Source organism: Paracoccus sp. SCSIO 75233, assembly GCF_027912675.1.
Classification (GTDB): Bacteria; Pseudomonadota; Alphaproteobacteria; order Rhodobacterales; family Rhodobacteraceae; genus Paracoccus.
In genome coordinates, this window is the sequence record NZ_CP115757.1 from 2,395,158 (window position 1) to 2,417,819 (window position 22,662).

The following is a 22,662-nucleotide window of genomic DNA, read 5'->3' on the forward strand; positions in this document are numbered from 1 at the left end:
CTTCATGACAGCATGGCCGAAGCACCTCCGCCACGAAAGCCCCAGAGTGAACCTGCCAGCATCATATGGCTGACCGGCGGGCTGCCGCAGCTGCGCCGTCAGGCCGCCCGCGCCCTTGAGATCATCCGGCGCAAGGGGCCAAGCAAGGTGCAGTTCTGGTTTCTGGCCCTGTTGATCGGGATCGGCGCCGGTCTCGCGGCCTTGGGGTTCCGGCTTGGCATCGACCTGTTGCAGCGGACGGTTTACGGCATTGACGATCAGGCGCTCAAGAACGAGGCGCACAGCCTGCCGTGGTGGTGGCTGATTGCGGTTCCGACGGTTGGCGGGTTGATCGTCGGGCTGATCCTCGACCGTTTCACCAATGATGGCCGCGCGCGAACCGTGACCGATGTGATCGAGGATGCGGCACTTGAAGGCGGGCGGGTGGAAATCCGCGAAGGCTTGGCCTCCGCCGCTGCCTCGCTGGTGACGCTTGGCATGGGCGGATCGTCCGGGCGTGAAGGCCCCGTGGTTCATATGGCGGGCGTCGTGTCCACCTGGTTCGCCCAGCGGATCAGTGCCAGCCCGATGACGGGGCGCGAGTTGCTGGGCTGCGCGGTTTCCGGCGCGGTCGCCGCCAGCTTCAACGCCCCTATCGCGGGCGCATTATTCGCACATGAAGTCATCCTGCGCCATTTCTCCGCCCACGCCTTCGCGCCGATCGCGATCTCCGCCGTCGCCGGAACGGTCATCAACCGACAGGCTTTCGGCGGCGCGACCGAGTTCAACCTATGGCGCGAGCCGAGCCTCAGCTTCTATGTCGAATTGCCCGCCTTCATGCTGCTGGGCATCATCTGCGCGCTTGTGGCCGCGGCCCTCGTCTCAGCCATATTGCGCGCCGACGCAGCGGGGGCGGCGCTGTTTTCCCGCACCGGCTGGCCACGCTGGCTTCGCCCGACACTGGCCGGTACGCTGCTGGGGATAATCGCGATCAAGTTCCCCCATATTATCGGCGTCGGCTACCAGACGATTTTTGCCGCCCTGAACGGTGCTTACGGCCTTGGTCAGGTCATGGTCTTCGCCGTCATCAAGGTGCTCGCAGTGGCAATCACGCTTGGCGGGCGCATGGGCGGCGGCGTGTTTTCACCCGCGCTTGTGCTGGGCGCGCTCACCGGGCTGGCCTTCGGCATGATCGCCACATCAGCCGCGCCGGACCTGTCGGGTGGCACCACGATTTACGCAATGGCTGGCATGGGGGCCGTTGGTGCCGCCGTCCTTGGCGCGCCGATCTCGACCGCCTTGATCATCTTTGAAATGACCGGCGATTTTCAGACCGGGATCGCTGTCATGACCGCCGTGTCGCTGTCCTCCGCGCTGGCGTCGCGACTGCTGCACCGGTCGTTCTTCCTGACCCAGCTTGAACTGCGCGGCATTCATGTGGCCGAGGGGCCGCAAGCCTGGCTGCCGCAGAATATGCGGATCAATACGCTGATGCGCACGCCCGGATCGGAACACTTCCCCGCCCCCGATCTGGTCCGTTATCTGGCCATGTCGGGGCGCGCCCTCGTCGACGGCACGACGCTCGATCTGGCGCTTTCGGAGTTCGACCGTCTGGGCGGCGCCTTCCTGCCGGTCATTCAGCCCACGGAACTACGCTCGCCAGAGATGATTGGACCGCCGGCGCCGCCTGAGATTATCGGCGTCTTGTATCATGTCGACGCGCTCAGGGCGCTCAATCAGGCGCTGTCGGAAACCGCGGCGGAGGAGCATGCCTAGACCGGGATCAGCCGTCCCTGTTCCAGCCTGACCACACGGTCCATCCGCCCCGCCAACTCCAGATTATGCGTCGCGATCAATGCGGACAGGCCGGTTTCGCGGACCAGATCCATCAGCACGGCGAACACCCTGTCCGATGTTTCCGGGTCGAGATTTCCGGTCGGCTCATCGGCCAGCATCAGGGCGGGCTGGTTGGCAAGCGCCCGGCAGAAGGCCACGCGCTGCTGCTCCCCCCCCGACATTTCCGCCGGACGGTGATCCGTGCGGTCCTTCAGACCGACCCGGTCCAGCAACTCCGCCGCGCGCGTTTTCGCCGCTGCGTCCGCCACGCCATTGGCAAGCTGGGGCAGGACGATATTCTCCGCCGCGCTGAATTCCGGCAGCAGGTGGTGGAACTGGTAGACGAACCCCAGATCGCTGCGCCGCGCCGCTGTTCGCTGCCGGTCGGGCTTACCGGTCAGGTCGTTTCCATTGACGACGACGCGGCCGCTATCCGGTGTGTCCAGCAACCCCGCGATATGCAGCAGGGTCGATTTCCCCGCCCCCGAGGGCGCGACCATTGCCACCACCTCGCCCCGCGTCACGCTCAGGTCCAGCGCGCGCAGCACGTCGATCTGGCCCGGTTCACCCCGGTTATAGGTCTTTTCGATTGCTTCAAGACGCAGCACATCACTCATACCGCAGGGCCTCCACCGGGTTCATCCGCGCCGCGCGTGAGGCAGGAAAGATCGTCACGATAAAGCTGAGCGTCAGCGACAGTGCCACGGCCTTGCCGATGTCCATAGCGCGCAGTTTCGCGGGCAGTTCGTAGATCCCACGGACCGAGGCGTCCCACGCCCCGCTGCCCAGAAGGGACATGATATGATCGACATTCAGCGAAACGATCACGCCGATCACCACCCCGGCAATCGTGCCGATCACCCCGGTGAACGCCCCGCAAAGGAAGAACACCCGCAGCACCGAGCCCTCCGTCAGGCCCATCGTGCGCAGGATGCCGATGTCGCGGCCCTTGTTTTTCACCAGCATGATCAGGCCCGAGGTGATATTCATCGTCGCGATCAGCACGAGGACAGACAGGATGATGAACATCACGTCATCCTCGATATCCAGCGCGCGCAGGAAGCTGCCGGAGCTGTCCTTCCACGTCCAGACCTGCGCCCCCTCGCCCGCCGTCTGGATCAGCGGCACCGTCCAGTTTCCGATCTGCTCGGGGTTGGTGACGTAGACCTCGATCTCGTCGACGACATTCTCACGGTTGAAGTAGCTCTGCGCCTCGACCAGCGGCATGTAGACCCGTGTGCGGTCGATGTCGTAGCGGCCTGCGGTGAAGATATAGGTGACCACGTAGGCGTTGACGCGCGGCGTGGTCCCGAAAGCCGTTTGCGCGCCGTCTGGCGAGATGAGCTGGATCCGATCGCCGATGACGACGCCCAGTTCGCGAGCGATGCCGGAGCCGATGGCGATGCCGTCGTTGAAGCGTTCGATGTCACCGATGCCGGTTTCCGGATCGGCAATGCGGGGGATTTTCTTCAGGTTTTCCGAAGATATGCCAAAGACTTCCGCGACATTGGCGCTGCTGTTCGCCGTCGCCATGACCTGCCCTTTCACCACTGGGGCGCTGCGGGTGACGCCGTCGAGAGCGGAGATTTTGTCGGACAGGGCGTCGTAATCGCTGATCGTTCCCGGCTGGAGATAGACTTCCCCGGTGAGTTCATTCGCGAAGGATGAGGGCGACATGTAGACTGTCGTGTGGGCGTTGGCACCAAGTATTGTGTCCACGAACTCCTCTCTGAAGCCCGTGCGGACAGCGAGGGTGACGATCAGGGCGGCGACGCCGAGGGCGATGCCGATCAGGCTGATCCATGTCATGACCGAAACGCCGCCCTCGGCGCGGCGGGCGCGGAGATAGCGCCAGGCGATGAGAAACTCGTAGCGGGAGAAGGGTTTTGGGGCAGGCATTTGCAGTCCTTTGGCTTGGCCGGAACCTGCTGCGAAACCGTCAGAAGCGCAACCCGACATTGCCGTGATCCGGGTCACAAGCCGTACACCGCGCGTACACAGGGCGTACACAGCCTGTACACCGGCCCGAGAAAGGCCGGCAAAACGGGGGACGCGCTGAATGTCATTTAAATGAGCGCTGAGGGAGCGGGTTTGGCATAAGTTGTCGCTAGGCCTCCAGCTTGCTGTAAAAGCACAAACTCTTTTGATTCCGGATGGTGGTACTACTATATTGCTATAGCCTATTCTTATATACTTCGCATACCCCGAGACCCCATTCCCGGGTCGGATGCGTTCCATACGCTGCCCCTGACCCTTGGGCTGGCACATGAGCCATCGTTCGGGCGATGAACCATGTCACGCCGTCAGCGCCGGTTTGCCGGGGTGCCGCCACGCAGGCTTGTCCGGGCGTGAACGGTCTGCCATGAAGCGGCTTATGGCCAAGCCCGTCACCAGCTTCACCTGTCAGAATTGCGGCGCGACCCATCGGAAATGGGCGGGACGCTGCGAAACCTGTGGGGCATGGAACACCATTGTCGAGGAAGCGCCGCTGAGCCAGGGGCCGGGGCGCGGGCTTGGCGCGGTGAAAGGGAAGACGGTGCCGCTGACCGCGCTGTCGACCGAGGAACCGCCGCCGCCACGGGCGCAATCGGGTCTGGCGGAGTTTGACCGGGTTCTGGGCGGGGGACTCGTCCCCGGCTCCGCGTTGCTGGTCGGCGGCGATCCGGGGATCGGGAAATCGACGCTGCTGCTACAGGCGGCGGCGAGTTTTGCGAAACGCGGGGTCGAGGCGATTTATATCTCCGGCGAGGAGGCATCGGCACAGGTGCGGATGCGGGCGCAGCGGCTGGGGCTGGCAGATGCGCCGGTGCGGCTAGGCGCAGAGACGGCGCTGCGCGACATTCTGACCACGCTGGACGCGGAACGTCCCGATCTGGCGGTGATCGATTCAATCCAGACATTGTGGTCGGACACGGTCGAGGCCGCGCCGGGCAGCGTCAGTCAGGTCCGCGCGGCGGCGCATGAGCTGGTCACATTCGCCAAGAAACGCGGGGTGGCGGTCATTCTTGTCGGCCATGTCACCAAGGAGGGCCAGATCGCAGGCCCCCGCGTGGTCGAGCATATGGTCGACACGGTGCTGTATTTCGAGGGCGAGCGCGGCCATCAGTTCCGCATTCTGCGCGCCGTAAAGAACCGCTTCGGTCCCGCCGACGAGATCGGGGTGTTCGAGATGACTGGGGGCGGGCTGGCGGAGGTCGCCAACCCCTCGGCGCTGTTTCTGTCCGAACGCGGGCAGCCCAGCCCCGGCAGTGCGGTCTTCGCGGGCATAGAGGGGACACGGCCCGTACTGACGGAGATACAGGCACTGGTCGCGCCGTCGACGCTGGCGAGCCCCCGGCGGACGGTGGTCGGGCTGGATTCGGGGCGGGTCTCGACAATCCTTGCGGTGCTGGAATCCCGCTGCGGTATTCCCTTTGCCGGTCTGGACGTTTTCCTGAACGTCGCAGGCGGTATGCGGGTGATGGAACCGGCGGCCGATCTGGCCATTGCCGCCGCCCTTCTGAGCGCGCGGGAGGACGCGGCACTGCCGGCTGAGTGTGCAACTTTCGGTGAAATCAGCCTTTCGGGGGCGCTACGACCTGTCGCGCAGGCGGAAAACAGGTTGAAAGAAGCGCTGAAACTTGGTTTTTCACAGGCCATAATCCCGGCGTCGCAGAAAGCGGATGGCGCGGGCAACATGCGACTGGACCGGATTTCCGACCTGGCGGGTTTCGTCGGAGAGGTTTTCGGGGCCGGATAACTTGGGACAGAGCGGCCTCAATCGCCGCGAAAAGGTGGCTATATGGACGGCTTTACCCTCATCGACGGCATCGTTGCTGCTGTCATCATATTGTCGGCGATCCTCGCCTATGCGCGGGGCTTCGTGCGCGAATCGCTGTCTATTCTGGGCTGGATCGCGGCGGCTGTGCTGGCCTTCATCTTCGCCGGGGCGATGCGACCGATCATCGCACAGATCCCGGTGCTAAACCAGTTTCTGGGCGACAGCTGCGAGCTTGCAACGATCGTCGCTTTTGCCGTGGTCTTCGCGCTGGCGCTGGTGCTGTTCTCCATCCTGACGCCGCTGTTTTCATCGGTCGTGCAACGCTCCGCGCTTGGCGGGGTGGATCAGGGCATGGGGTTCCTGTTCGGCGTGGCGCGCGGCATCCTGCTGGTTGCGATTGCCTTCATCGTTTATGACCGGGTGATGACCTCGGGCACGGTGCCGATGGTGGATAACTCCCGCTCGGCCAAGGTGCTGGAACGGATGACCGGCACGCTGGATCAGGAAATCCCGCAGGATGCGCCGGGCTGGATCACAAACCGTTACAATCAACTGGTCGCGGGCTGCATCGGCGACGGGATTACCCCGGCAGAGGCCACCACACCGGCCAGCGGGGCCAGCGGGGCCAGCGAAGCGACGCCGGCGAACTGATAGACGCCTGACAAGCTGTCGCATTCATGTTACGAAAAAGCGCCCCGCCTGCCCGGCGGGGCGTGACTCTTTGTTAACGAGATCATATGTACCGCCCGACCCCAGACGATTCAGGTGCGCATGTCATGAAAGCTTTCTTCGCCGATCCGTTCGATGATGACAGGCTGCACGAGGAATGCGGCGTTTTCGGTGTGATCGGGGTCGCGGAGGCGGCGAATTTCGTCGCACTCGGGCTGCATGCCTTGCAGCACCGGGGGCAGGAAGCGGGCGGCATCATCAGCCACGACGCCGAGCGCGGCTTCAACTCTGCCCATCGATTCGGCTATGTGCGCGATAACTTCACCAAGCAATCGCTGATGGAGACGCTGCCGGGGCCGCTGGCCATCGGGCATGTGCGTTACTCGACCGCCGGGTCCAAGGCCGCCCATATCCGCGATGTGCAGCCCTTTTTCGGCGAGTTCAGCATGGGCGGCTGCGCGGTCGCCCATAACGGCAACATCACCAACGCCAGCGCGCTGCGCCGCGAGCTGATCGAGCGGGGCTCCATCTTTCAGTCCAGCAGCGATTCCGAGTGCATCATTCATCTGATGGCGCGCTCGCTGCAACGCAATATCCCTGAACGGATGAAGGACGCGCTGCGCCGGGTCGAGGGGGCGTTTTCGGTGATCGCCATGACCCGGACGAAGCTGATCGGGGTGCGCGATCCGCTGGGTGTGCGGCCGCTGGTCATCGGCAAGCTGGGGGATGACGGTTTCGCGCTGTCATCCGAAACCTGCGGTCTGGACATTATCGGCGCGGAGTTCCTTCGCGAGGTGGAACCGGGCGAAATGGTGGTGATCTCCAAGGGCAATATCGAGAGTTTCCGCCCCTTTGCGCCCAGCAATTCGCGGTTCTGCATCTTCGAGCATGTGTATTTCTCGCGGCCCGATTCGATCATCGGCGGCCGCTCGGTCTATGAAACCCGCCGCCAGATCGGGGTGGAACTGGCCCGCGAAGCGCCGGTGGAGGCGGATCTGGTCTGCCCGGTGCCCGATTCGGGAACGCCCGCGGCCATCGGTTTTGCGCAGGAATCGGGCATTCCCTATGGGATGGGAATTATCCGGAACCAGTATATGGGCCGGACCTTCATCGAGCCGACAGATCAGATCCGCAATATGGGGGTGCGGCTGAAGCTGAACGTGAACCGCTCACTGATTGCGGGGAAACGCGTGGTGCTGGTCGACGATTCGGTCGTGCGCGGCACCACCAGCCGCAAAATCAAGGACATGATCATCGATGCCGGTGCGAAGGAGGTGCATTTCCGCATCGCCTCCCCCCCCACAGCCTGGCCGTGTTTCTACGGCGTCGACACGCCGGAGCGGGAAAAACTGCTCGCCGCGCAGATGACGCCCGAGAAGATGCGTGAATGGATCGGCGTCGACAGCCTGACCTTTGTGTCGCTCGACGGGCTGTATCGCGCTGCGGGAGAGGCTGCGGGGCGCAATGCCGCCTGCCCGCAATATTGCGACGCCTGTTTCTCCGGCGACTATCCGGTCGCACCGTTCGATCAGCTGGAGCGTGGGTTCCAGATGAAAGACGGCTCCGAAAGCACGACAAGCCACGCGGCAGAATAAGCCACGACCCTGCCTCCGGCGGGGATATTTTTACCAGGATGAAATTCACGCTGGCTTAAATATCCTCCGCGAAGCGGACATCATACGGTTACGCCCGTTTTTCTGCGGTCAGGTTTCGGATGGCTTCCGTTGCTCAGCCTTGTCGGCCAAGGCTTCGGCCCGGTCAGCAAGTTCCGAGACCGAATCGAGAACGTCAGATGCCGTACCGCCGGCGCTTTTGGCGCGGTTTATGTCACGCTCCGCCGCGAGCGCCCGGTCTTCCATCGAGGACAGGCGGTCAGCCAGCATCAGACCCGCCAGCAACAGCAGCCGCGGCTCCGGCATACGGCCCGCCTGCTCCACGATTTTTTCGGCTTCCTCATTCAGCAGACCGGCGGCGCGGCGCAGCAGGCGTTCTTCACCGTCCTGCGCCTGCACTGTGTATTCTTTATGGCCAATCGTGAAGGTGACATCCATTGTTTCAGCCCTCGCCCTTGTCGAAGGACAGCACGTCACCCGGCGCGGGCGCGACGTCTTCGGCGAAGGGAGCGTCGGATGCCCTCGGCGCGCGGGCGATAAGCGCCTCAAGTCCGGTCATGATTTCGTCGAGCGCAGCGACCTCGGAGTCGCGCGCGGCCTTGACCGCCTCAAGCTCCGCCCGAAGCGCTTCCTGCGCGTCGCCCTGCCCTTCGACCAGCCGCGCATTCTCCTCCGCCAGTTTTTCGGAGCTTCGCAACAGGTCCTGCTTTTCCTGATCCGCCTCGGCCAGACGCTGCTTCAGGGCGGTGTTTTCGAGACGCAACGCCTCAATTTCCGCCGATAGCTCCGCGATCTGGTCGCCCGCAGAATCATGGCTCAGACCAGCAAATTGCGCAGGTTGAACGCCAAGCGCCTTTTCAATGCGGTTAAGCGCTTCTCTCAGGCGCTTTTCGCTGTCAGCGAAGCTGGTCATGAGCAGTCCTGCCGTCAAAATACTGACAATCTTGTACAGAAATGACTACAAAAAACAAGGACGGGCGAGCCTGTGCCCGCCCGTCCGGCTATCTCCGGCCTATGCCGTGGCGTTATGACCCTGCTCGTCGGAGTCGCCGACCTCACGCCGCTCGCCCATCAGGCCCTTCACGATGGCCCAACAGGCCCCGAGAAGCACGATGGTGAACGGAAATCCGGTCGAGACCGCCATCGCCTGAAGTGCGCCAAGCCCCCCGGCGAGCAGCAGGGCGATGGCCACGAGGCCCTCGACCGTGCACCAGAAGACGCGCTGCGGCACTGGCGAGTTGACCTTGCCGCCTGCCGCGATGGTGTCGATCACCAGCGAGCCGGAATCGGAGGAGGTGATGAAGAACACCACCACCAGCACGATCCCGATGAAGCTGGTGATCTGGGTCAGCGGAAGCTGAGACAGCATCTGGAACAGTTTCAGCTCAAGTGCCGCATCGGTGATGCCGGTGAAGCCGTTCAGCGTCATGGTGATCGCCGTGCCGCCGAAGGTGGTCATCCACAGCACGGAGATGATCGCGGGCACCAGCAGCACCGCCGTCAGGAACTGCCGCACCGTCCGGCCGCGCGAGACGCGTGCGATGAACATGCCGACGAACGGTGACCAGCTGATCCACCACGCCCAGTAGAACGCCGTCCAGCCGTGGCGGAAATTATCGTCATCGCGCCCGAACGGGTTCGACAGCGGGATGATCTCCTGCGCGTAGGCTTTCAGATTGGCGAAGAAGCCGGTGACGATCGCCATTGTCGGCCCGACAAAGATCACGAACAGCAGCAGCAGGAAGGCCAGCACCATATTGATCTCCGACAGGCGTTTCACACCCTTGTCGACGCCCGCGATGACCGAGAAGGTCGCGACCGCAGAGATCGCCACGATCAGCAGCACCATGCTGGTATTGTTCGCCGGGATACCGAACAGGAAGTCGAGACCCGCCGTCGCCTGTTGCGCACCGAAGCCAAGCGACGTTGCCAGACCGAAGATGGTCGCAAAGACGGCGAGGATGTCGATGATATGGCCCGGCCAGCCCCAGATCCGTTCCCCCAAGATCGGGTAGAACACCGAACGCATGGTCAGCGGCAGCCCCTTGTTGAACGAGAACAGCGCCAGTGCCAGCGCGACAACCGCATAGATCGCCCAGGGGTGCAGACCCCAGTGATAGATCGTCGCCGCCATGCCGAGCCTGCGCGCACCGATCTCATCCCCGGCGGCGCCTGCCAGCGGGGCCCAGTCGGTCCGCACGCCATTCTCGACCACCGGACCGGCGAGCGAGCTGTTGAAATGGCTCATCGGTTCGGAGACGCCGTAAAACATCAGCCCGATGCCCATACCGGCGGCGAAAAGCATCGCGAACCAGCCGGTCAGGGTGAAATCCGGCGTCGCCTCCGGCCCGCCGAGGCGGACACTGCCGAGCGGAGAGATGATCAACCCGATGCAGAGCAGCACGAAGATATTGCCCGAAAGGATGAAGAACCACGCCAGATTACTGGTCAGCCAGTCACGCATTCCCGCGAAAAACGGGTCGAGTTGCTGCTGGAAGATCAGCGAGGCGAAGGTGACAACCAGAATGGCCAGCGCGGAAATGGTGAAAACAGGCTTGTGAATATCGAATTCCAGCTTGAATTCGTGATTGAGGTTATCCTGGCCGATTTCGTAATCCGTCTCGATCACCTCGGTCGGGCCTTCGGGGGTCGGAATCGGCTCCTCCTCCACGGCATCGTCATAGCGACCATCGAGGATCGGTTCTTCATAGGCGGGATCACCGGGATGGCCCGGCTGATTTTTATGGGGATCAACCGCCGTCCGCTGCTGCGGATCGTTGGGATCAGACATAAACTTCCTTTCAGCTCTGTTCCTGTTACTCTTTCGAGCGCGCGAAGGGTGGCGCTTATGTCACAAACGCGCGAGTTTGGCCACCCCGGGCCCCTCAAACGCATGGGCATGGGATTGGGGTTCCATGCCACGCGACGTATAAGGCGGCGAATATTGTGAAAGGTCAGGCGCATGCGGCAGGCGAAAATTATCCGCAACACGGCGGAAACGCAGATCGAGCTTGAGGTCAATCTGGACGGCACCGGGGTGTATCACAACCAGACCGGGGTCGGGTTCTTCGATCACATGCTGGACCAGCTTTCCCGCCATTCGCTGATCGATTTGCGCGTGACTGTGCAGGGCGATCTGCATGTCGACGATCACCACACGGTCGAGGATACCGGCATTGCGCTCGGGCAGGCCCTGGTGCAGGCGCTCGGCGACAAGAAGGGCATTCGCCGTTACGGGTCGTTCCTGCTGGCGATGGATGACGCGCTGGTGCGCGCGGCGCTCGATCTGTCGGCGCGGCCTTATCTGGTGTGGAACGTGGATTTTCCGACCGCGAAGATCGGCAGTTTCGACACGGAGCTTGTGCGGGAGTTCTTTCAGGCGCTGTCGACCCACGGTGGCATCACCCTGCATGTCGACGCGCTGCACGGCATCAACAGCCACCATATTGCCGAGGCGAGCTTCAAGGCCGTCGCCCGCGCCTTGCGCGAAGCGGTCGAGCCCGATCCGCGGATGGGCGATGCGCTGCCATCCACCAAGGGCGCTTTGTGATGCAGGTCGCGCTTGTCGATTACGACAGCGGCAATCTGCATTCGGCGGAGAAGGCCTTCGCCCTGATGGGACGCGAGACGGGGGTGGAGGTCGTGGTGACCTCCGATCCCGACATCGTGGCCCGCGCCGACCGGATCGTGCTGCCCGGGGACGGGGCGTTTCCGGCCTGCAAGGCGGCGCTCGATGCGGTGCCGGGGATGGTGGAGGCCTTGGAGGACGCCGTCATCCGGCGGGCGGTGCCGTTCATGGGGATCTGTGTCGGCATGCAGATGCTGGCCGATCTGGGGCATGAATATCGCGAAACCGCCGGGCTGGGCTGGATCGGGGGCGAGATCGAGGCGATCCGCCCCGCCGACGCCTCCCTGAAAGTCCCTCATATGGGCTGGAACGACCTGCAGCTGCGCGGCACGCATCCGGTTCTGGGCGGCGTACGCGACGGCGATCACGCTTATTTCGTTCATGGCTGGCAATTCCACACAGCGGATCAGTCGCATCTGCTGGCCGATGTGGATTATGGCGGGCCGGTCACAGCCGTTGTCGGGCGCGACAATATCATCGGCACCCAGTTCCACCCGGAGAAATCTCAGGCGGTCGGGCTGCGCATCATCGCGAATTTCCTGAGCTGGCGGCCGTAAACGCCGCCGCCGTCAGTTCAGTTTTGCCCAGTTCTGGCTTTTGCAGATCAGCCCGCCTGCCACGCAGCCTGCGAGGCTCATGGAACTGCCGCTGACCGTCGCCTTGCCGTTATAGATCTTGCCATCTGCGGGGCGCAGCACCTTGCCGCGATAGTTACCGCCGCCCTGCGGGGCCATGTTCATCACGATCTGCTTGCCGATATTGGGCGACTGAAATTCCTCGCCGCCATTGCGGAAGGTCCGGGTGATGGTGCCGCAATAGGCCCCGCCACACGGGCCGATCTGGACATAGGCGAAAGCTCCCTCATCCGGCTGGGTCTGCCACAGCCCTTCAATCGGATCGGCAGCAGCGGCGGTTGCGAAAAGGCCGAATGCGGCGGCGATGGCGAGTGTCTTCATGGTCTCCTCCCTGAGATCATCCTGACAGAGATCAGAAAACAGAACGCCGCGTCAGGCAAGGCTGACGTCGGGTCCGCCATCTGGCTGACGCAGCATCCCCCGGCGCTTGTGAACGCCGTATGACTGTGGCAAAGCCCGCCCGGACAATACCGGAGCGCGCTATGATCCTTTATCCCGCAATCGATCTGAAAGACGGTAACTGCGTCCGGCTGCTGCGCGGCGATATGGAAGCCGCGACCGTGTTCGGCACCGATCCGGCGGCGCAGGCGAAGGCATTTCAGGATGCCGGGGCGGAGTGGCTGCATCTGGTCGATCTGAACGGTGCTTTCGCAGGGCAGCCGGTGAATGCCGCAGCGGTCGAGGCAATTCTGGCTGCCACCGACATACCTGCCCAGCTTGGCGGCGGCATTCGCGATATGGCCACCATCGAGATGTGGCTGTCGAAAGGGCTGAAACGCGTCATCCTCGGCACGGTCGCGGTCGAGAACCCCGATCTGGTGCGGCAGGCTGGTACAGCCTTTCCGGGTCAGGTCGCGGTCGGCATAGACGCCCGCAAGGGCCTCGTCGCCACAAAGGGCTGGGCCGAGGAAACCGGGGTTGAGGCCACCGACCTCGCCCGCAGCTTCGAAGATGCCGGGGTCGCCGCGATCATCTACACCGACATCGACCGTGACGGCGCAATGGGCGGCCCGAATACCGAGGCGACGGAGGCACTGGCCCGTGCCGTCTCGATCCCGGTCATCGCTTCGGGCGGGGTCTCGTCGATGGACGACCTGATCCGGCTGCGCGACACCGGCGTCATTGCCGGAGCCATCTCGGGCCGCGCCCTTTATGACGGCGCGCTCGACCTCACAACCGCACTTGCGGCGCTCAGACAATAGCCCTTCACCCGGCTCAAGTATCCCGGGGGTGAGCCAGCCCGACAGGGTGGCGAGGGGGCAGCGCCCCCTTCCCTGCACAACTCAGGACAGCTATCACGGCACCATGCTCGTCGATCCGAATCATCCCTTCTTCCGCAGGAAATGGGTCCGCATCGCCTGTGTCGTGGCACCGGCTGGCTGGGCCGTGCTGGAGCTTGCCACCGGTAACCCGTTCTGGGCAATCGTGTTCGGCGCGGCGGCAGCGGCCTTGTTTCACGCGCTGATCCTGAACGGGCCCGACCGATAGGGGCTGCCGCGTCCTCTGGCGCTTTCCGGCGTTTCGGAATATGTATCCCGCGCTTTCAGGAGAAATCCGACATTGCTCAAGACGCGTATCATACCCTGTCTGGACGTGGCCGATGGTCGCGTGGTGAAGGGTGTCAATTTCGTCGATCTCATCGACGCGGGCGACCCGGTCGAAGCCGCGAAAGCCTATGACGCCGCGGGCGCGGATGAGATCACATTCCTCGACATCCATGCCACCCATGAAAATCGCGGAACGATGTTTGACGTCGTGACGCGCACGGCGGAGCAATGTTTCGTGCCGCTGACCGTCGGTGGCGGGGTGCGGACGCATGAGGATGTGCGCGCGCTGCTGTTGGCCGGGGCGGACAAGGTGTCGTTCAACTCCGCCGCCGTGGCGAACCCGGATGTGATTGCGGAGGCGGCGGATCGGTTCGGCAGCCAATGCATCGTTTGCGCCATCGATGCCAAGACGGTCGCAGATGGAAGCTGGCAGATATTCACGCATGGCGGGCGCAGGCCAACCGGCATCGACGCTGTCGAGTTTGCGCGGCTGATCGCCGCCAAGGGTGCGGGGGAAATCCTGCTGACCTCAATGGACCGGGACGGAACGAAATCGGGTTTCAATCTGTCCCTGACACGCGCGATCTCGGATGCCGTGGATATTCCGGTGATCGCATCGGGCGGGGTCGGCACGCTGGATCATTTGGTGGAAGGCGTGACCAAGGGCGGGGCAAGCGCCGTGCTGGCCGCATCGATCTTCCATTTCGGCACCTACACCATTGGCGAGGCAAAGGCGCATATGGCCGCCGCCGGTATCCCTGTGAGGCTGACATGAGCGATTACGACGCATTCGCGCGGCTGGACGCCACCATTGCAGCCCGCAAGGGCGGTGACGCGGAGGCAAGCTGGACCGCAAAACTGCTGGCTCGCGGCCCGGAAAAATGTGCCGAAAAATTTGGCGAGGAAGCCGTCGAGGCGATTATCGAGGCCGTGAAAGGCGACCGCGAGAAGCTGCGGGCGGAGGCTGCGGATGCAGTCTACCATCTGGCCGTGATGCTCGCCGCGCGCGGGCTTTCACTGGCCGATATCGCGACGGAGCTGTCCCGGCGGGAGGGGCGTTCCGGCGTTGAGGAAAAGGCTAGCCGCGGTTGAAAACACTTGCGGAAAACGGCCTGTGACATCCCGCCTCCTGCGGCGAAATCGCCAAAATCACCCGATTGCGTAGCGCTTTCCCTTGATTTGTGGCCAAATTGCTTTCACTTGGTGATTGTTAAAACTATATAAGCCGCCAGACTAAAGACCGCGCGTCAGACGCGGATTTCACAAGGCAGAGGATCCTCATGACCGCAGACGCCAAATCCGGCAAGCAGCACGAAGGCGACGTTGCTTTCATTCAATCGCTGGCCGAGCTGCTCAACAGCAACGACCTTTCCGAGCTTTCGGTGAAGCGCGAATATGGCGAGAATGACCGCCTGACCGTCAGCCTGTCGAAATATGCAAAACAGGTGATGGCCCCGCAGGCCGTGGCGGCCCCCGCTGCGCCTGTCGCAGCCGCCCCGCAGGGCCCTGCCGCCCCGGCCACGCCAACCGCAACGCCGGGTGCCACGAGCGACGATCCGGCGGATCTGCCGGGTGCCGTGACCTCGCCTATGGTGGGGACGGCTTACCTTGCGGCTGAGCCGGGCGCGACGCCGTTCGTCTCCATCGGGCAGAAGGTCAGCGAGGGCGAAACACTGCTGATCGTCGAGGCGATGAAGACGATGAACCATATTCCGTCGCCCAAATCCGGCACGGTGAAGCGTATCCTTGTCGATGACGGCAGCCCGGTCGAATACGGCGCGCCCCTGATGGTCGTGGAATGAGGCCGGGATGTTTGACAAGATCCTGATTGCCAATCGCGGCGAAATCGCGCTGCGGGTGATCCGCGCCTGCCGCGAGATGGGTATCCCCTCGGTCGCGGTGCATTCGACGGCGGACACCAATGCCATGCATGTCCGCATGGCCGACGAATCGGTCTGCATCGGGCCGAATTCCTCCGCGCAGTCCTATCTGAACCCGGCGGCGGTCATCGCGGCATGCGAGATCAGCGGCGCGCAGGCGGTCCATCCCGGCTATGGTTTCCTGTCGGAAAACGCCGGTTTCGCGCAGATGCTGGAAGATCATGGCATCACCTTCATCGGCCCCAAGGCGGAGCATATCCGCATCATGGGCGACAAGATCACCGCCAAGGACACGGCTAAGGAGCTTGGCATCCCGGTCGTTCCCGGCTCTGACGGCGGGGTGAACGAGGTGGAGGACGCCAAGCGCGTCGCCGCCGAGATCGGCTATCCGGTCATCATCAAGGCAACCGCAGGCGGCGGCGGTCGCGGCATGAAGGTCGCGGAGGACGAAAGCGGGCTTGAGGTCGCCTTCCGCACCGCCCGGTCAGAGGCGAAGGCGGCATTCGGCAACCCGGATGTCTATATCGAGAAATATCTTCAGAAGCCGCGCCATATCGAAATTCAGGTCTTCGGCGACGGCAAGGGCAATGCCGTTCATCTGGGCGAGCGGGATTGTTCCCTGCAACGTCGGCATCAGAAGGTGCTGGAGGAGGCCCCCGGCCCCTCGATCACGCCAGAGGAACGCCAGCGAATCGGGACGATCTGCGCCGATGCGATGAAGAAGCTCGGCTATATCGGCGCGGGCACCATCGAGTTCCTTTATGAGGACGGCGAGTTCTATTTCATCGAGATGAACACCCGCTTGCAGGTCGAGCATCCCGTGACCGAGGCGATATTCGGCGTCGACCTGGTCCGCGAACAGATCCGCGTCGCCGCGGGCGAGGAAATGGAGCTGGCGCAGGACGATCTGACCATCAACGGCCATGCCATTGAGGTCAGGATCAATGCCGAGAAACTGCCGAATTTCAGCCCCAGCCCCGGAAGGATTACCCAGTTTCACGCCCCCGGCGGGCTTGGGGTGCGTATCGACAGCGCGATTTTCGACGGCTATGTCATCCCGCCCTATTACGACAGCCTTATCGGCAAGCTGATCGTTCACGGGCGCGACCGGCCCGAGGCGCTGGCGCGGCTGAGCCGTGCCTTGTCAGAACTGATCGTGGACGGTGTCGACACGACCATGCCGCTGTTTGACGCGCTTCTGCAGGAGCCCGACATCCTGACGGGCAATTACTCGATCCATTGGCTGGAACGGTGGCTGGCGGCGAATACCCCGGCCTGATAAGCGCCGGGCAAATGCTGTGGGGTTATGCAAACGGCATTTTCCCCATGGCGGTGTCCGCAAGCGATCCGGTTTTGCACTGGTTCGATCCGCAGCAGCGTGGAATTTTGCCCGTCGGCGGCGTGCATGTCTCGCGGTCGATGCGCCGCCATTTGCGCCGCTGTACATGGCATTTCACTCTGAACCATGACTTCGTCTCGGTTGTCGAATACTGCGCCGAACGGGAAGAAACATGGATCAATGCCACCCTGTTTTCACTCTACGAAGAGCTTTTCGAGCTCGGTCACGCCCATTCTCTGGAAATATGGGAGGGTGACGAGTTGATCGGTGGCATCTTCGGCCTCACGATCGGCGGTGCATTTTTCGGGGAAAGCATGTTTTCGCGGCGGACCAATGCCTCAAAAACCGCACTCATCATCATATCGGAGCATCTGAGTGCCTGCGGTTTTACGCTGTTCGATACGCAATACCCGACCGAACATCTGCAATCCCTGGGTGGCAAGGCCATCTCACGGGCGGCTTACCGGCGCCGCCTCTCACGGGCCATTCGCATCAGCGCGGATATCGAGGCTCGTCCGCTGCCCGATCTTCAGGCCGTTCTGCAGGCCAGCACCCAGACGTCGTAGCGCGCATCGTCCAGTGCGGAAAGCGCCGGCGACGACGCGATCATCCAACCATCGAACAGGGTGGCGCGCGTATTGCGGTCTGTGATCACAAGCTGCGCGAACGCGTCGGAGTTCGGATCGCCGGAGGGATAGCGGCACTCCCCCAGTCGTACCGTCAGCCTGCCGATATCAGCGGATTCGCCCGGCGCAAGGTCCAGATCGGTCAGCGCGCTTGACACCTTGTCCAGCGAACGCAGGATCGCGCCGGTTCCGCGCGATGTCTGCACCCCGTCCTGCGCTTGCGCTGTCTGCACAGCAAGCGGCGACATCAGGGCAAAAGCGACAAGGAGCGTTCTGATCATTTGGCTTAACTCGGGTCTTTGGCTTGGCCGGTACCGGATTCTTCGCAGACCGGGCAGGGTCGGGCAAAACACGTTCCCGTCACCGTGCCCCCGTCACCGGGCGCTGAGTTTACTGATCGGGTTGCCACGCGTCGTAATCGCTGCGCTCCGCCGGATCGGCACGGTAGAGCGAGGATTTCGGCCGATAGGCCTGCGGCGTGCCGGTCATGTTCATCTGATGCGGCAGTTCCCATTCACGCCGCGGCAGCGGGTCATCGGTCGGCGGGGATTTATAGGTGTGATGCAACCAGCCATGCCATTCGACGGGCACCCGGCTCGCCTCCGACTCGCCGTGGTAAATCACCCAGCGACGTTTACCGCCATTCGACTGATAATAGATATTGCCCTGATCGTCCTCGCCAACCTTTTCACCGTAAAGCGCGGTCCAGACCTGAGTGTTCAGGGTCTGTCCTCTCCACCAGGTCAGAATACGGTCAACGATCCACATGGGGCGCTCCTTTGCGGTTCATGCCATGTCTATGCCGCAAAGCGTGGTCAGGGTCCAGTCCGATGGAACCCGAGAAAATGTGATACGTTGTGGAGGCAGGAGTGTCGCATGGGCTATCATCTTGGCAGGCTGATTGACCACATCCACCTTCATGTGGCGGATTATGAGCGTTCGCGCGAGTTTTATCGCGCGGTCCTCGACGCGCTCGGTCGGGAGGATTGCCGCCTGAACGGTCGCGACTGGATGGAGTGCGACGAATTGTTCATCGAGGAAGCGGCCCCCGGCGAAGCATGCAGCCATGTTCACCTGTGTTTTCAGGCCAGAAGCCGCGAGGTCGTTCAGCGCTTTCACGCCGCAGCTTTGGCGAATGGCGGGCGCGATAACGGCGCACCGGGGCTGCGCGATTACCACCCGGGCTATTACGCCGCTTTCGTGCTCGACCCCGATGGAAATAATATCGAGGCGAAATGCGATGAGCGGGTTCTTTCCCGCTCCGCCAATAGTGTGGAGATCGGGACCGACTAGCCCAGATCGGCCCCAAGCCTGCGCATCAGCGGCACGAAATCGGGGAAGGATGTCGCGATTGCGGTGCCGTCATCGACGCGGATTTCCGCATCCGCCGCCAGCCCGGCTATCAGGAACGACATGGCAATCCGGTGATCCAGATGCGTCGCCACAGCCGCCCCGCCACCGGGAATGCGGCCCTTGCCATGAACGGTCATGCTGTCGCGGGTCTCGTCCACCTCGACCCCGTTTGCGCGGAGCCCCTTCGCCATTGCGTCGATCCGGTCGGATTCCTTGACCCGCAGTTCCGCCACACCGTTCATGACGGTATCACCCTCCGCCATCGCCGCGATCACGGACAGGATCGGGAATTCGTCGATCATGCTGGCCGCGCGCTCTGCCGGGACGCTGACAGCTTTCAGGGACGAGTGCCGGACGATCAGATCCGCCACGGGTTCACCCCCCTCCTCACGGTCATTTTCCCATGTCAGATCGGCACCCATCTCTGCCAAAGTCACATAAAGCCCGTCGCGCGTCGGATTGCGGCTGATCCCGTTCACCCGGATATCAGATCCCGGCACGATCAGAGCCGCCGCCACAGGGAAGGCTGCCGAAGACGGATCGCGCGGCACGGCGACCGTCTGCGCGGTCAGCTCGGGCTGGCCGGTCAGGGTGATGACCCACCCCTCCTCCGTCACCTCGGTCGTGATGGTCGCGCCGAAACCCGCAAGCATCCGTTCGGAGTGATCCCGCGTCGCCTCTGCCTCGATCACCACGGTCTGGCCGGGCGCGTTCAGACCGGCGAGCAGAACCGCGGATTTGATCTGCGCCGAGGCGACAGGCGTGCGGTAGGTCACCGGGGTCGCGTCTTCCGCACCTTTAATGGTCACCGGCAGCAGTCCGCCTTCGCGCGCAACGATCTCTGCCCCGAACTGCGACAGCGGATCAGTGATGCGCCGCATGGGACGCCGGGACAGGCTTTCGTCGCCGGTAAAGGTCGCGGTGATCGGCGTCGTCGCCATCGCCCCCATGATAAGCCGCACGCCGGTGCCGGAGTTACCGCAATCGATCACGCCTGCAGGTTCCGCAAAGCCGCCGACGCCGACACCATCCACGGTCCACTCACCCGGCCCCAGCTTTTCGACGGTCGCGCCGAATGCCTGCATCGCCTTTGCCGTGTCCAGCACGTCCTGCCCCTCCAGCAGCCCGGTGATATGGGTGCGGCCCACAGCCAGAGCGCCGAGGATCAGCGACCGGTGGCTGATGGATTTATCGCCGGGAATGATCGCCTCGCCGCTCAGCGGATTGCCGGGGCGCGAGGACATCGGGGTTGCGGGACCGTGGGACATGAAACCTCTCAGAACAGCGATTTGCGCAGCATGTTAAGGGCGACAAGCGCGAGGAAAACGGCGAAGACCCGTTTCAGCTTCTTCGGATCAAGACTATGGGCCAGCGACGCCCCGACCGGGGCGGTCAGCAGCGTCATGGCGATAACGATCAGGAATGCAGGAATGTTGACCGCGCCAATGGTGCCGGGCGGCGCGTTCTCCGTCGGCGTGAACAGGAACAGCACGGCAGAGGGGAGCGCGATCAACCCGCCGAACCCCGCAGCCGTCGCCACGGCACGATGGATCGGGCGACCGTGCAGCGTCATGATCGGCACGCCGATTGACCCGCCGCCAATGCCCAGCAGCACGGAGAAGAACCCGGTCAGGCCGGAAAGCAGGTATTTCACCGGCCCCTGCGGCATCTGATCCGCGATCCGCCAGGTTGAGCGGCCAAAGATCATGTAGGACGCGACGATTATCACCAACACGCCAAAGATCACCTGTAATGTCTGGCTACGAAGCTGCGCCACGGTCATCACGCCGACGGCTGCACCCAATGCGATACCGGGTGCCCAATCGCGCAGAATCTGCCAGTCAACCGCACCTTTGCGGTTATGCGCGCTGACCGATCGCGCCGACGTGACGATAATCGTTGCCAGCGACGTTGCGAGGCAAATCTGCATGAGGTCGTCCGACCCGTAACCCAGCCCGCTGAACAGATAGAGCAGCGCCGGAACGAGGACGATACCACCCCCGACACCCAGCAGCCCCGCGATCAGACCGGCGAATGCACCGACAGCGGCGAGAATTAAAATCGGCAGGATCAGGGCGGTCATGCGGCCTCCGTGGCTTCACGCACCTGATCCAACGCGGCGTCGTAAAGCGCAAGCCCCTGTGCCGGGGTCAGGGCCTTATGCGCCCCCTCACTGAGCGTTCTGCGCCACAGCCGCGCCCCGGGTCGCCCGTGAAACAGGCCGAGCATATGGCGGGTGATCTGATGAATGCGCGCGCCATCGTCCAGCCACGCGGCAATCAGCGGGCGCGTCGCCAGCGCCGCATCCGCCGGACCGGCGCAAGGTGGCGCTGCATTCCACAGCCGGTCCGCCGAGCCCAGAATATCCCAGGGCTGATGATATGCGGCGCGACCGACCATCACCCCGTCCATGATCTGCAACTGCTCAGGGATATGGTCCGCTGTCAGACCGCCATTGATGGACAGGTGCAAATCGGGGAACTGCGCCTTCATCCGGTGCACCAGCGGATAATCGAGCGGCGGGATTTCGCGGTTGTCCTTCGGGCTCAGCCCCTCCAGCCATGCCTTGCGGGCATGGATGGTGATGCGCCGGACCCCGGCATCCCGCATCCGGGCCAGAAAATCGGGCAGCACTCCTTCCGGGTTTTGCTCATCCACCCCGATGCGGCATTTCACCGTCACCTCGACCGGGCTTTCCGCAATCATCGCCCGCACGCAATCCGCAACCCGTTCCGGCGTTTTCATCAGCACGGCACCGAAGCAGCCCGACTGGACCCGGTCGGAGGGGCAGCCAACATTCAGATTGATCTCATCATATCCGAACGGTGCCGCGAGCGCCGTCGCCCGCGCGAGCTCCGCCGGGTCGGAACCGCCGATCTGAAGCGCCACCGGATGTTCCGCCACATCCTTTCGCAGCAACCTCGCGCGCGGTCCGTGAATGATGGCCGGCGCAGTCACCATTTCGGTATAAAGAAGCGCCTGCCGCGACATCACCCGATGAAAGCCGCGACAGAAGCGGTCGGTCCAATCCATCATCGGCGCGACGGATAACCGCGCGGCTCGGGTGACGCTGTCGGACGGGTTCACCAAGATCGGACGCTTTCCTGTTCGAGATACCGCGCGAGATAATCCGCGCCGCGCCTCATCTACAGGGTTTTAGCATCGCAGAACAGGTCTCGCAGGGCGGGCGGTGCTCACCACATGGATGTGGCGGCGCGAACCGGCCATTCACGGTCATACGCCGTGCCGCCAACCTCACCATCGGTCATGCCCGCCAGAATTTCGCCCGGCGTCGGCAGGCCGTCGCTGTCGTCATCCCCCGACCAAAGGGCCGAGCGCATGACGGCGCGGGCGCATTGGAAATAGACCTCACCGATCTTCACCACGATCACCGTACGCGGCGGCTTGCCATCATGGGCGAAGCTTTGGCACAGGGCGTCGTCATCCGTGATCCGCGCGCGGCCATTGATCCGCACGACATTCTGCGAACCCCGCACAAAGAACATCAGGCTGACACGGTCATCGCGGGCGATATTCTGCAGGCTGTCGATCCGGTTATTCCCGTGCCAGTCCGGCATCGCCAGCGTCACCGGATCGAGCACACGCACAACCGGCCCCTCATCGCCGCGCGGGCTGGCATCGGTGCCTTCAGGACCGACCGTTGACAAAACGCAGAACCGCGCGCGATCGATGAAGGCGCGATAAGCATCCGTCAGGCGGTCCGCGACCTTGCGCAGCGCCGCAGGGACCGGATCGCTGTAGATCTGTGCCAGCTCATCCGTGTCCAGCCAGCGCAT

General features: G+C 63.3%; 26 protein-coding genes. 14 read left to right on the forward strand and 12 right to left on the reverse strand.

The window, feature by feature from the left end:
• Nucleotides 1-12 precede the first annotated feature (12 nt).
• Entirely contained in the window at nt 13-1,755 is a 1,743-nt protein-coding gene (locus PAF12_RS11670) for a chloride channel protein (protein ID WP_271107105.1), read from the forward strand.
• Here PAF12_RS11670 and PAF12_RS11675 read toward each other — a convergent pair.
• Entirely contained in the window at nt 1,752-2,432 is a 681-nt protein-coding gene (locus tag PAF12_RS11675; protein WP_271107107.1) for an ABC transporter ATP-binding protein, read from the reverse strand. The two genes, PAF12_RS11670 and PAF12_RS11675, sit on opposite strands and share 4 nt — an antisense overlap.
• Entirely contained in the window at nt 2,425-3,714 is a 1,290-nt protein-coding gene (locus tag PAF12_RS11680) for a lipoprotein-releasing ABC transporter permease subunit (RefSeq protein ID WP_271107108.1), read from the reverse strand. Before PAF12_RS11680 ends, PAF12_RS11675 begins: the two co-directional genes overlap by 8 nt.
• 475 nt (nt 3,715-4,189) lie before the next feature.
• On the opposite strand from PAF12_RS11680, the gene radA reads away from it, so the two are divergent.
• From radA to purF, 3 genes are all read left to right on the forward strand, one after another.
• Nucleotides 4,190-5,554: a DNA repair protein RadA gene (gene radA / locus PAF12_RS11685; protein ID WP_271107110.1), complete on the forward strand. Its 1,365-nt coding sequence runs from the start codon at nt 4,190-4,192 to the stop codon at nt 5,552-5,554.
• Between the two features lie 42 nt (nt 5,555-5,596).
• Nucleotides 5,597-6,226 carry a CvpA family protein gene (locus PAF12_RS11690; protein WP_271107111.1) on the forward strand — a complete coding sequence of 210 codons (630 nt, stop codon included), beginning with the start codon at nt 5,597-5,599 and terminating at the stop codon, nt 6,224-6,226.
• Nucleotides 6,227-6,351: 125 nt separating this feature from the next.
• Complete coding sequence (gene purF / locus PAF12_RS11695) at nt 6,352-7,839, forward strand: amidophosphoribosyltransferase (RefSeq protein ID WP_271107112.1); 1,488 nt, start codon at nt 6,352-6,354, stop codon at nt 7,837-7,839.
• Between the two features lie 108 nt (nt 7,840-7,947).
• Here purF and zapA read toward each other — a convergent pair whose 3' ends face one another.
• From zapA to PAF12_RS11710, 3 genes are all read right to left on the reverse strand, one after another.
• Complete coding sequence (zapA, locus tag PAF12_RS11700) at nt 7,948-8,295, reverse strand: cell division protein ZapA (RefSeq protein ID WP_271107113.1); 348 nt, start codon at nt 8,293-8,295, stop codon at nt 7,948-7,950.
• 4 nt (nt 8,296-8,299) lie between these two features.
• The gene (locus tag PAF12_RS11705) at nt 8,300-8,770 is read right to left on the reverse strand and encodes a hypothetical protein (protein WP_271107114.1); all 471 of its coding nucleotides are present in this window, start codon (nt 8,768-8,770) and stop codon (nt 8,300-8,302) included.
• Nucleotides 8,771-8,869: 99 nt separating this feature from the next.
• Complete coding sequence (locus tag PAF12_RS11710) at nt 8,870-10,648, reverse strand: BCCT family transporter (protein WP_271107116.1); 1,779 nt, start codon at nt 10,646-10,648, stop codon at nt 8,870-8,872.
• Nucleotides 10,649-10,819: 171 nt separating this feature from the next.
• On the opposite strand from PAF12_RS11710, the gene hisB reads away from it, so the two are divergent.
• The gene (gene hisB / locus PAF12_RS11715) at nt 10,820-11,407 is read left to right on the forward strand and encodes an imidazoleglycerol-phosphate dehydratase HisB (protein WP_271107118.1); all 588 of its coding nucleotides are present in this window, start codon (nt 10,820-10,822) and stop codon (nt 11,405-11,407) included.
• Entirely contained in the window at nt 11,407-12,042 is a 636-nt protein-coding gene (hisH, locus tag PAF12_RS11720; protein ID WP_271107119.1) for an imidazole glycerol phosphate synthase subunit HisH, read from the forward strand. Before hisB ends, hisH begins: the two co-directional genes overlap by 1 nt.
• A 12-nt stretch (nt 12,043-12,054) precedes the next feature.
• On the opposite strand, the gene PAF12_RS11725 is transcribed toward hisH, so the two are convergent.
• Nucleotides 12,055-12,441, reverse strand: a complete 387-nt coding sequence (locus PAF12_RS11725; RefSeq protein ID WP_271107120.1) for a DUF2147 domain-containing protein — start codon at nt 12,439-12,441, stop codon at nt 12,055-12,057.
• A gap of 161 nt (nt 12,442-12,602) precedes the next feature.
• Here PAF12_RS11725 and hisA point away from each other — a divergent pair, with 161 nt between their 5' ends.
• The 7 genes from hisA (at nt 12,603) to aat (ending at nt 17,452) form a co-directional block, all read left to right on the forward strand.
• Nucleotides 12,603-13,322, forward strand: a complete 720-nt coding sequence (gene hisA, locus PAF12_RS11730; protein ID WP_271107121.1) for a 1-(5-phosphoribosyl)-5-[(5-phosphoribosylamino)methylideneamino]imidazole-4-carboxamide isomerase — start codon at nt 12,603-12,605, stop codon at nt 13,320-13,322.
• 28 nt (nt 13,323-13,350) lie between these two features.
• On the forward strand, nt 13,351-13,608 hold the full coding sequence (locus PAF12_RS11735) for a hypothetical protein (protein ID WP_271107122.1): 258 nt from the start codon (nt 13,351-13,353) through the stop codon (nt 13,606-13,608).
• A gap of 72 nt (nt 13,609-13,680) precedes the next feature.
• The gene (hisF, locus tag PAF12_RS11740; protein ID WP_271107124.1) at nt 13,681-14,442 is read left to right on the forward strand and encodes an imidazole glycerol phosphate synthase subunit HisF; all 762 of its coding nucleotides are present in this window, start codon (nt 13,681-13,683) and stop codon (nt 14,440-14,442) included.
• The gene (locus PAF12_RS11745; RefSeq protein ID WP_271107125.1) at nt 14,439-14,759 is read left to right on the forward strand and encodes a phosphoribosyl-ATP diphosphatase; all 321 of its coding nucleotides are present in this window, start codon (nt 14,439-14,441) and stop codon (nt 14,757-14,759) included. The genes hisF and PAF12_RS11745 overlap by 4 nt, the downstream gene beginning before the upstream one ends.
• A 188-nt stretch (nt 14,760-14,947) precedes the next feature.
• Nucleotides 14,948-15,469, forward strand: coding sequence for an acetyl-CoA carboxylase biotin carboxyl carrier protein (gene accB, locus PAF12_RS11750; RefSeq protein ID WP_271107126.1), 522 nt, complete (start codon nt 14,948-14,950; stop codon nt 15,467-15,469).
• Between the two features lie 7 nt (nt 15,470-15,476).
• On the forward strand, nt 15,477-16,826 hold the full coding sequence (gene accC / locus PAF12_RS11755; RefSeq protein WP_271107128.1) for an acetyl-CoA carboxylase biotin carboxylase subunit: 1,350 nt from the start codon (nt 15,477-15,479) through the stop codon (nt 16,824-16,826).
• 14 nt (nt 16,827-16,840) lie between these two features.
• A complete protein-coding gene (aat, locus tag PAF12_RS11760; RefSeq protein WP_271109698.1) occupies nt 16,841-17,452 on the forward strand; it encodes a leucyl/phenylalanyl-tRNA--protein transferase in 612 nt (203 codons plus the stop codon).
• Here the strand turns inward: aat and PAF12_RS11765 are convergent.
• Both PAF12_RS11765 and PAF12_RS11770 read right to left on the reverse strand, forming a co-directional pair.
• Entirely contained in the window at nt 17,416-17,760 is a 345-nt protein-coding gene (locus PAF12_RS11765) for a DUF2155 domain-containing protein (RefSeq protein ID WP_271107130.1), read from the reverse strand. The two genes, aat and PAF12_RS11765, sit on opposite strands and share 37 nt — an antisense overlap.
• Nucleotides 17,761-17,902: 142 nt before the next feature.
• Nucleotides 17,903-18,280, reverse strand: a complete 378-nt coding sequence (locus PAF12_RS11770; RefSeq protein WP_271107131.1) for an NADH:ubiquinone oxidoreductase subunit NDUFA12 — start codon at nt 18,278-18,280, stop codon at nt 17,903-17,905.
• 108 nt (nt 18,281-18,388) lie between these two features.
• Here PAF12_RS11770 and PAF12_RS11775 point away from each other — a divergent pair, with 108 nt between their 5' ends.
• Entirely contained in the window at nt 18,389-18,805 is a 417-nt protein-coding gene (locus PAF12_RS11775; protein WP_271107132.1) for a VOC family protein, read from the forward strand.
• Here PAF12_RS11775 and aroA read toward each other — a convergent pair.
• The 4 genes from aroA to PAF12_RS11795 form a co-directional block, all read right to left on the reverse strand.
• A complete protein-coding gene (aroA, locus tag PAF12_RS11780) occupies nt 18,802-20,133 on the reverse strand; it encodes a 3-phosphoshikimate 1-carboxyvinyltransferase (RefSeq protein WP_271107133.1) in 1,332 nt (443 codons plus the stop codon). The genes PAF12_RS11775 and aroA overlap by 4 nt on opposite strands.
• 8 nt (nt 20,134-20,141) lie before the next feature.
• Nucleotides 20,142-20,948, reverse strand: coding sequence for a sulfite exporter TauE/SafE family protein (locus tag PAF12_RS11785; protein ID WP_271107134.1), 807 nt, complete (start codon nt 20,946-20,948; stop codon nt 20,142-20,144).
• A complete protein-coding gene (dusA, locus tag PAF12_RS11790) occupies nt 20,945-21,955 on the reverse strand; it encodes a tRNA dihydrouridine(20/20a) synthase DusA (RefSeq protein WP_271107135.1) in 1,011 nt (336 codons plus the stop codon). Before dusA ends, PAF12_RS11785 begins: the two co-directional genes overlap by 4 nt.
• 104 nt (nt 21,956-22,059) lie before the next feature.
• A complete protein-coding gene (locus PAF12_RS11795) occupies nt 22,060-22,662 on the reverse strand; it encodes a pyridoxamine 5'-phosphate oxidase family protein (protein ID WP_271107137.1) in 603 nt (200 codons plus the stop codon).

Bases quoted from the DNA above. Each gene is read 5' to 3' on its own strand.
- PAF12_RS11670 (WP_271107105.1), top strand. From the start codon at position 13: ATGGCCGAAGCACCTCCGCCACGAAAGCCCCAGAGTGAACCTGCCAGC.
- PAF12_RS11675 (WP_271107107.1), bottom strand. From the start codon at position 2,432: ATGAGTGATGTGCTGCGTCTTGAAGCAATCGAAAAGACCTATAACCGG.
- PAF12_RS11680 (WP_271107108.1), bottom strand. From the start codon at position 3,714: ATGCCTGCCCCAAAACCCTTCTCCCGCTACGAGTTTCTCATCGCCTGG.
- radA (WP_271107110.1), top strand. From the start codon at position 4,190: ATGGCCAAGCCCGTCACCAGCTTCACCTGTCAGAATTGCGGCGCGACC.
- PAF12_RS11690 (WP_271107111.1), top strand. From the start codon at position 5,597: ATGGACGGCTTTACCCTCATCGACGGCATCGTTGCTGCTGTCATCATA.
- purF (WP_271107112.1), top strand. From the start codon at position 6,352: ATGAAAGCTTTCTTCGCCGATCCGTTCGATGATGACAGGCTGCACGAG.
- zapA (WP_271107113.1), bottom strand. From the start codon at position 8,295: ATGGATGTCACCTTCACGATTGGCCATAAAGAATACACAGTGCAGGCG.
- PAF12_RS11705 (WP_271107114.1), bottom strand. From the start codon at position 8,770: ATGACCAGCTTCGCTGACAGCGAAAAGCGCCTGAGAGAAGCGCTTAAC.
- PAF12_RS11710 (WP_271107116.1), bottom strand. From the start codon at position 10,648: ATGTCTGATCCCAACGATCCGCAGCAGCGGACGGCGGTTGATCCCCAT.
- hisB (WP_271107118.1), top strand. From the start codon at position 10,820: ATGCGGCAGGCGAAAATTATCCGCAACACGGCGGAAACGCAGATCGAG.
- hisH (WP_271107119.1), top strand. From the start codon at position 11,407: ATGCAGGTCGCGCTTGTCGATTACGACAGCGGCAATCTGCATTCGGCG.
- PAF12_RS11725 (WP_271107120.1), bottom strand. From the start codon at position 12,441: ATGAAGACACTCGCCATCGCCGCCGCATTCGGCCTTTTCGCAACCGCC.
- hisA (WP_271107121.1), top strand. From the start codon at position 12,603: ATGATCCTTTATCCCGCAATCGATCTGAAAGACGGTAACTGCGTCCGG.
- PAF12_RS11745 (WP_271107125.1), top strand. From the start codon at position 14,439: ATGAGCGATTACGACGCATTCGCGCGGCTGGACGCCACCATTGCAGCC.
- accB (WP_271107126.1), top strand. From the start codon at position 14,948: ATGACCGCAGACGCCAAATCCGGCAAGCAGCACGAAGGCGACGTTGCT.
- accC (WP_271107128.1), top strand. From the start codon at position 15,477: ATGTTTGACAAGATCCTGATTGCCAATCGCGGCGAAATCGCGCTGCGG.
- aat (WP_271109698.1), top strand. From the start codon at position 16,841: ATGCTGTGGGGTTATGCAAACGGCATTTTCCCCATGGCGGTGTCCGCA.
- PAF12_RS11765 (WP_271107130.1), bottom strand. From the start codon at position 17,760: ATGTCGCCGCTTGCTGTGCAGACAGCGCAAGCGCAGGACGGGGTGCAG.
- PAF12_RS11770 (WP_271107131.1), bottom strand. From the start codon at position 18,280: ATGTGGATCGTTGACCGTATTCTGACCTGGTGGAGAGGACAGACCCTG.
- PAF12_RS11775 (WP_271107132.1), top strand. From the start codon at position 18,389: ATGGGCTATCATCTTGGCAGGCTGATTGACCACATCCACCTTCATGTG.
- aroA (WP_271107133.1), bottom strand. From the start codon at position 20,133: ATGTCCCACGGTCCCGCAACCCCGATGTCCTCGCGCCCCGGCAATCCG.
- PAF12_RS11785 (WP_271107134.1), bottom strand. From the start codon at position 20,948: ATGACCGCCCTGATCCTGCCGATTTTAATTCTCGCCGCTGTCGGTGCA.
- PAF12_RS11795 (WP_271107137.1), bottom strand. From the start codon at position 22,662: ATGCGCTGGCTGGACACGGATGAGCTGGCACAGATCTACAGCGATCCG.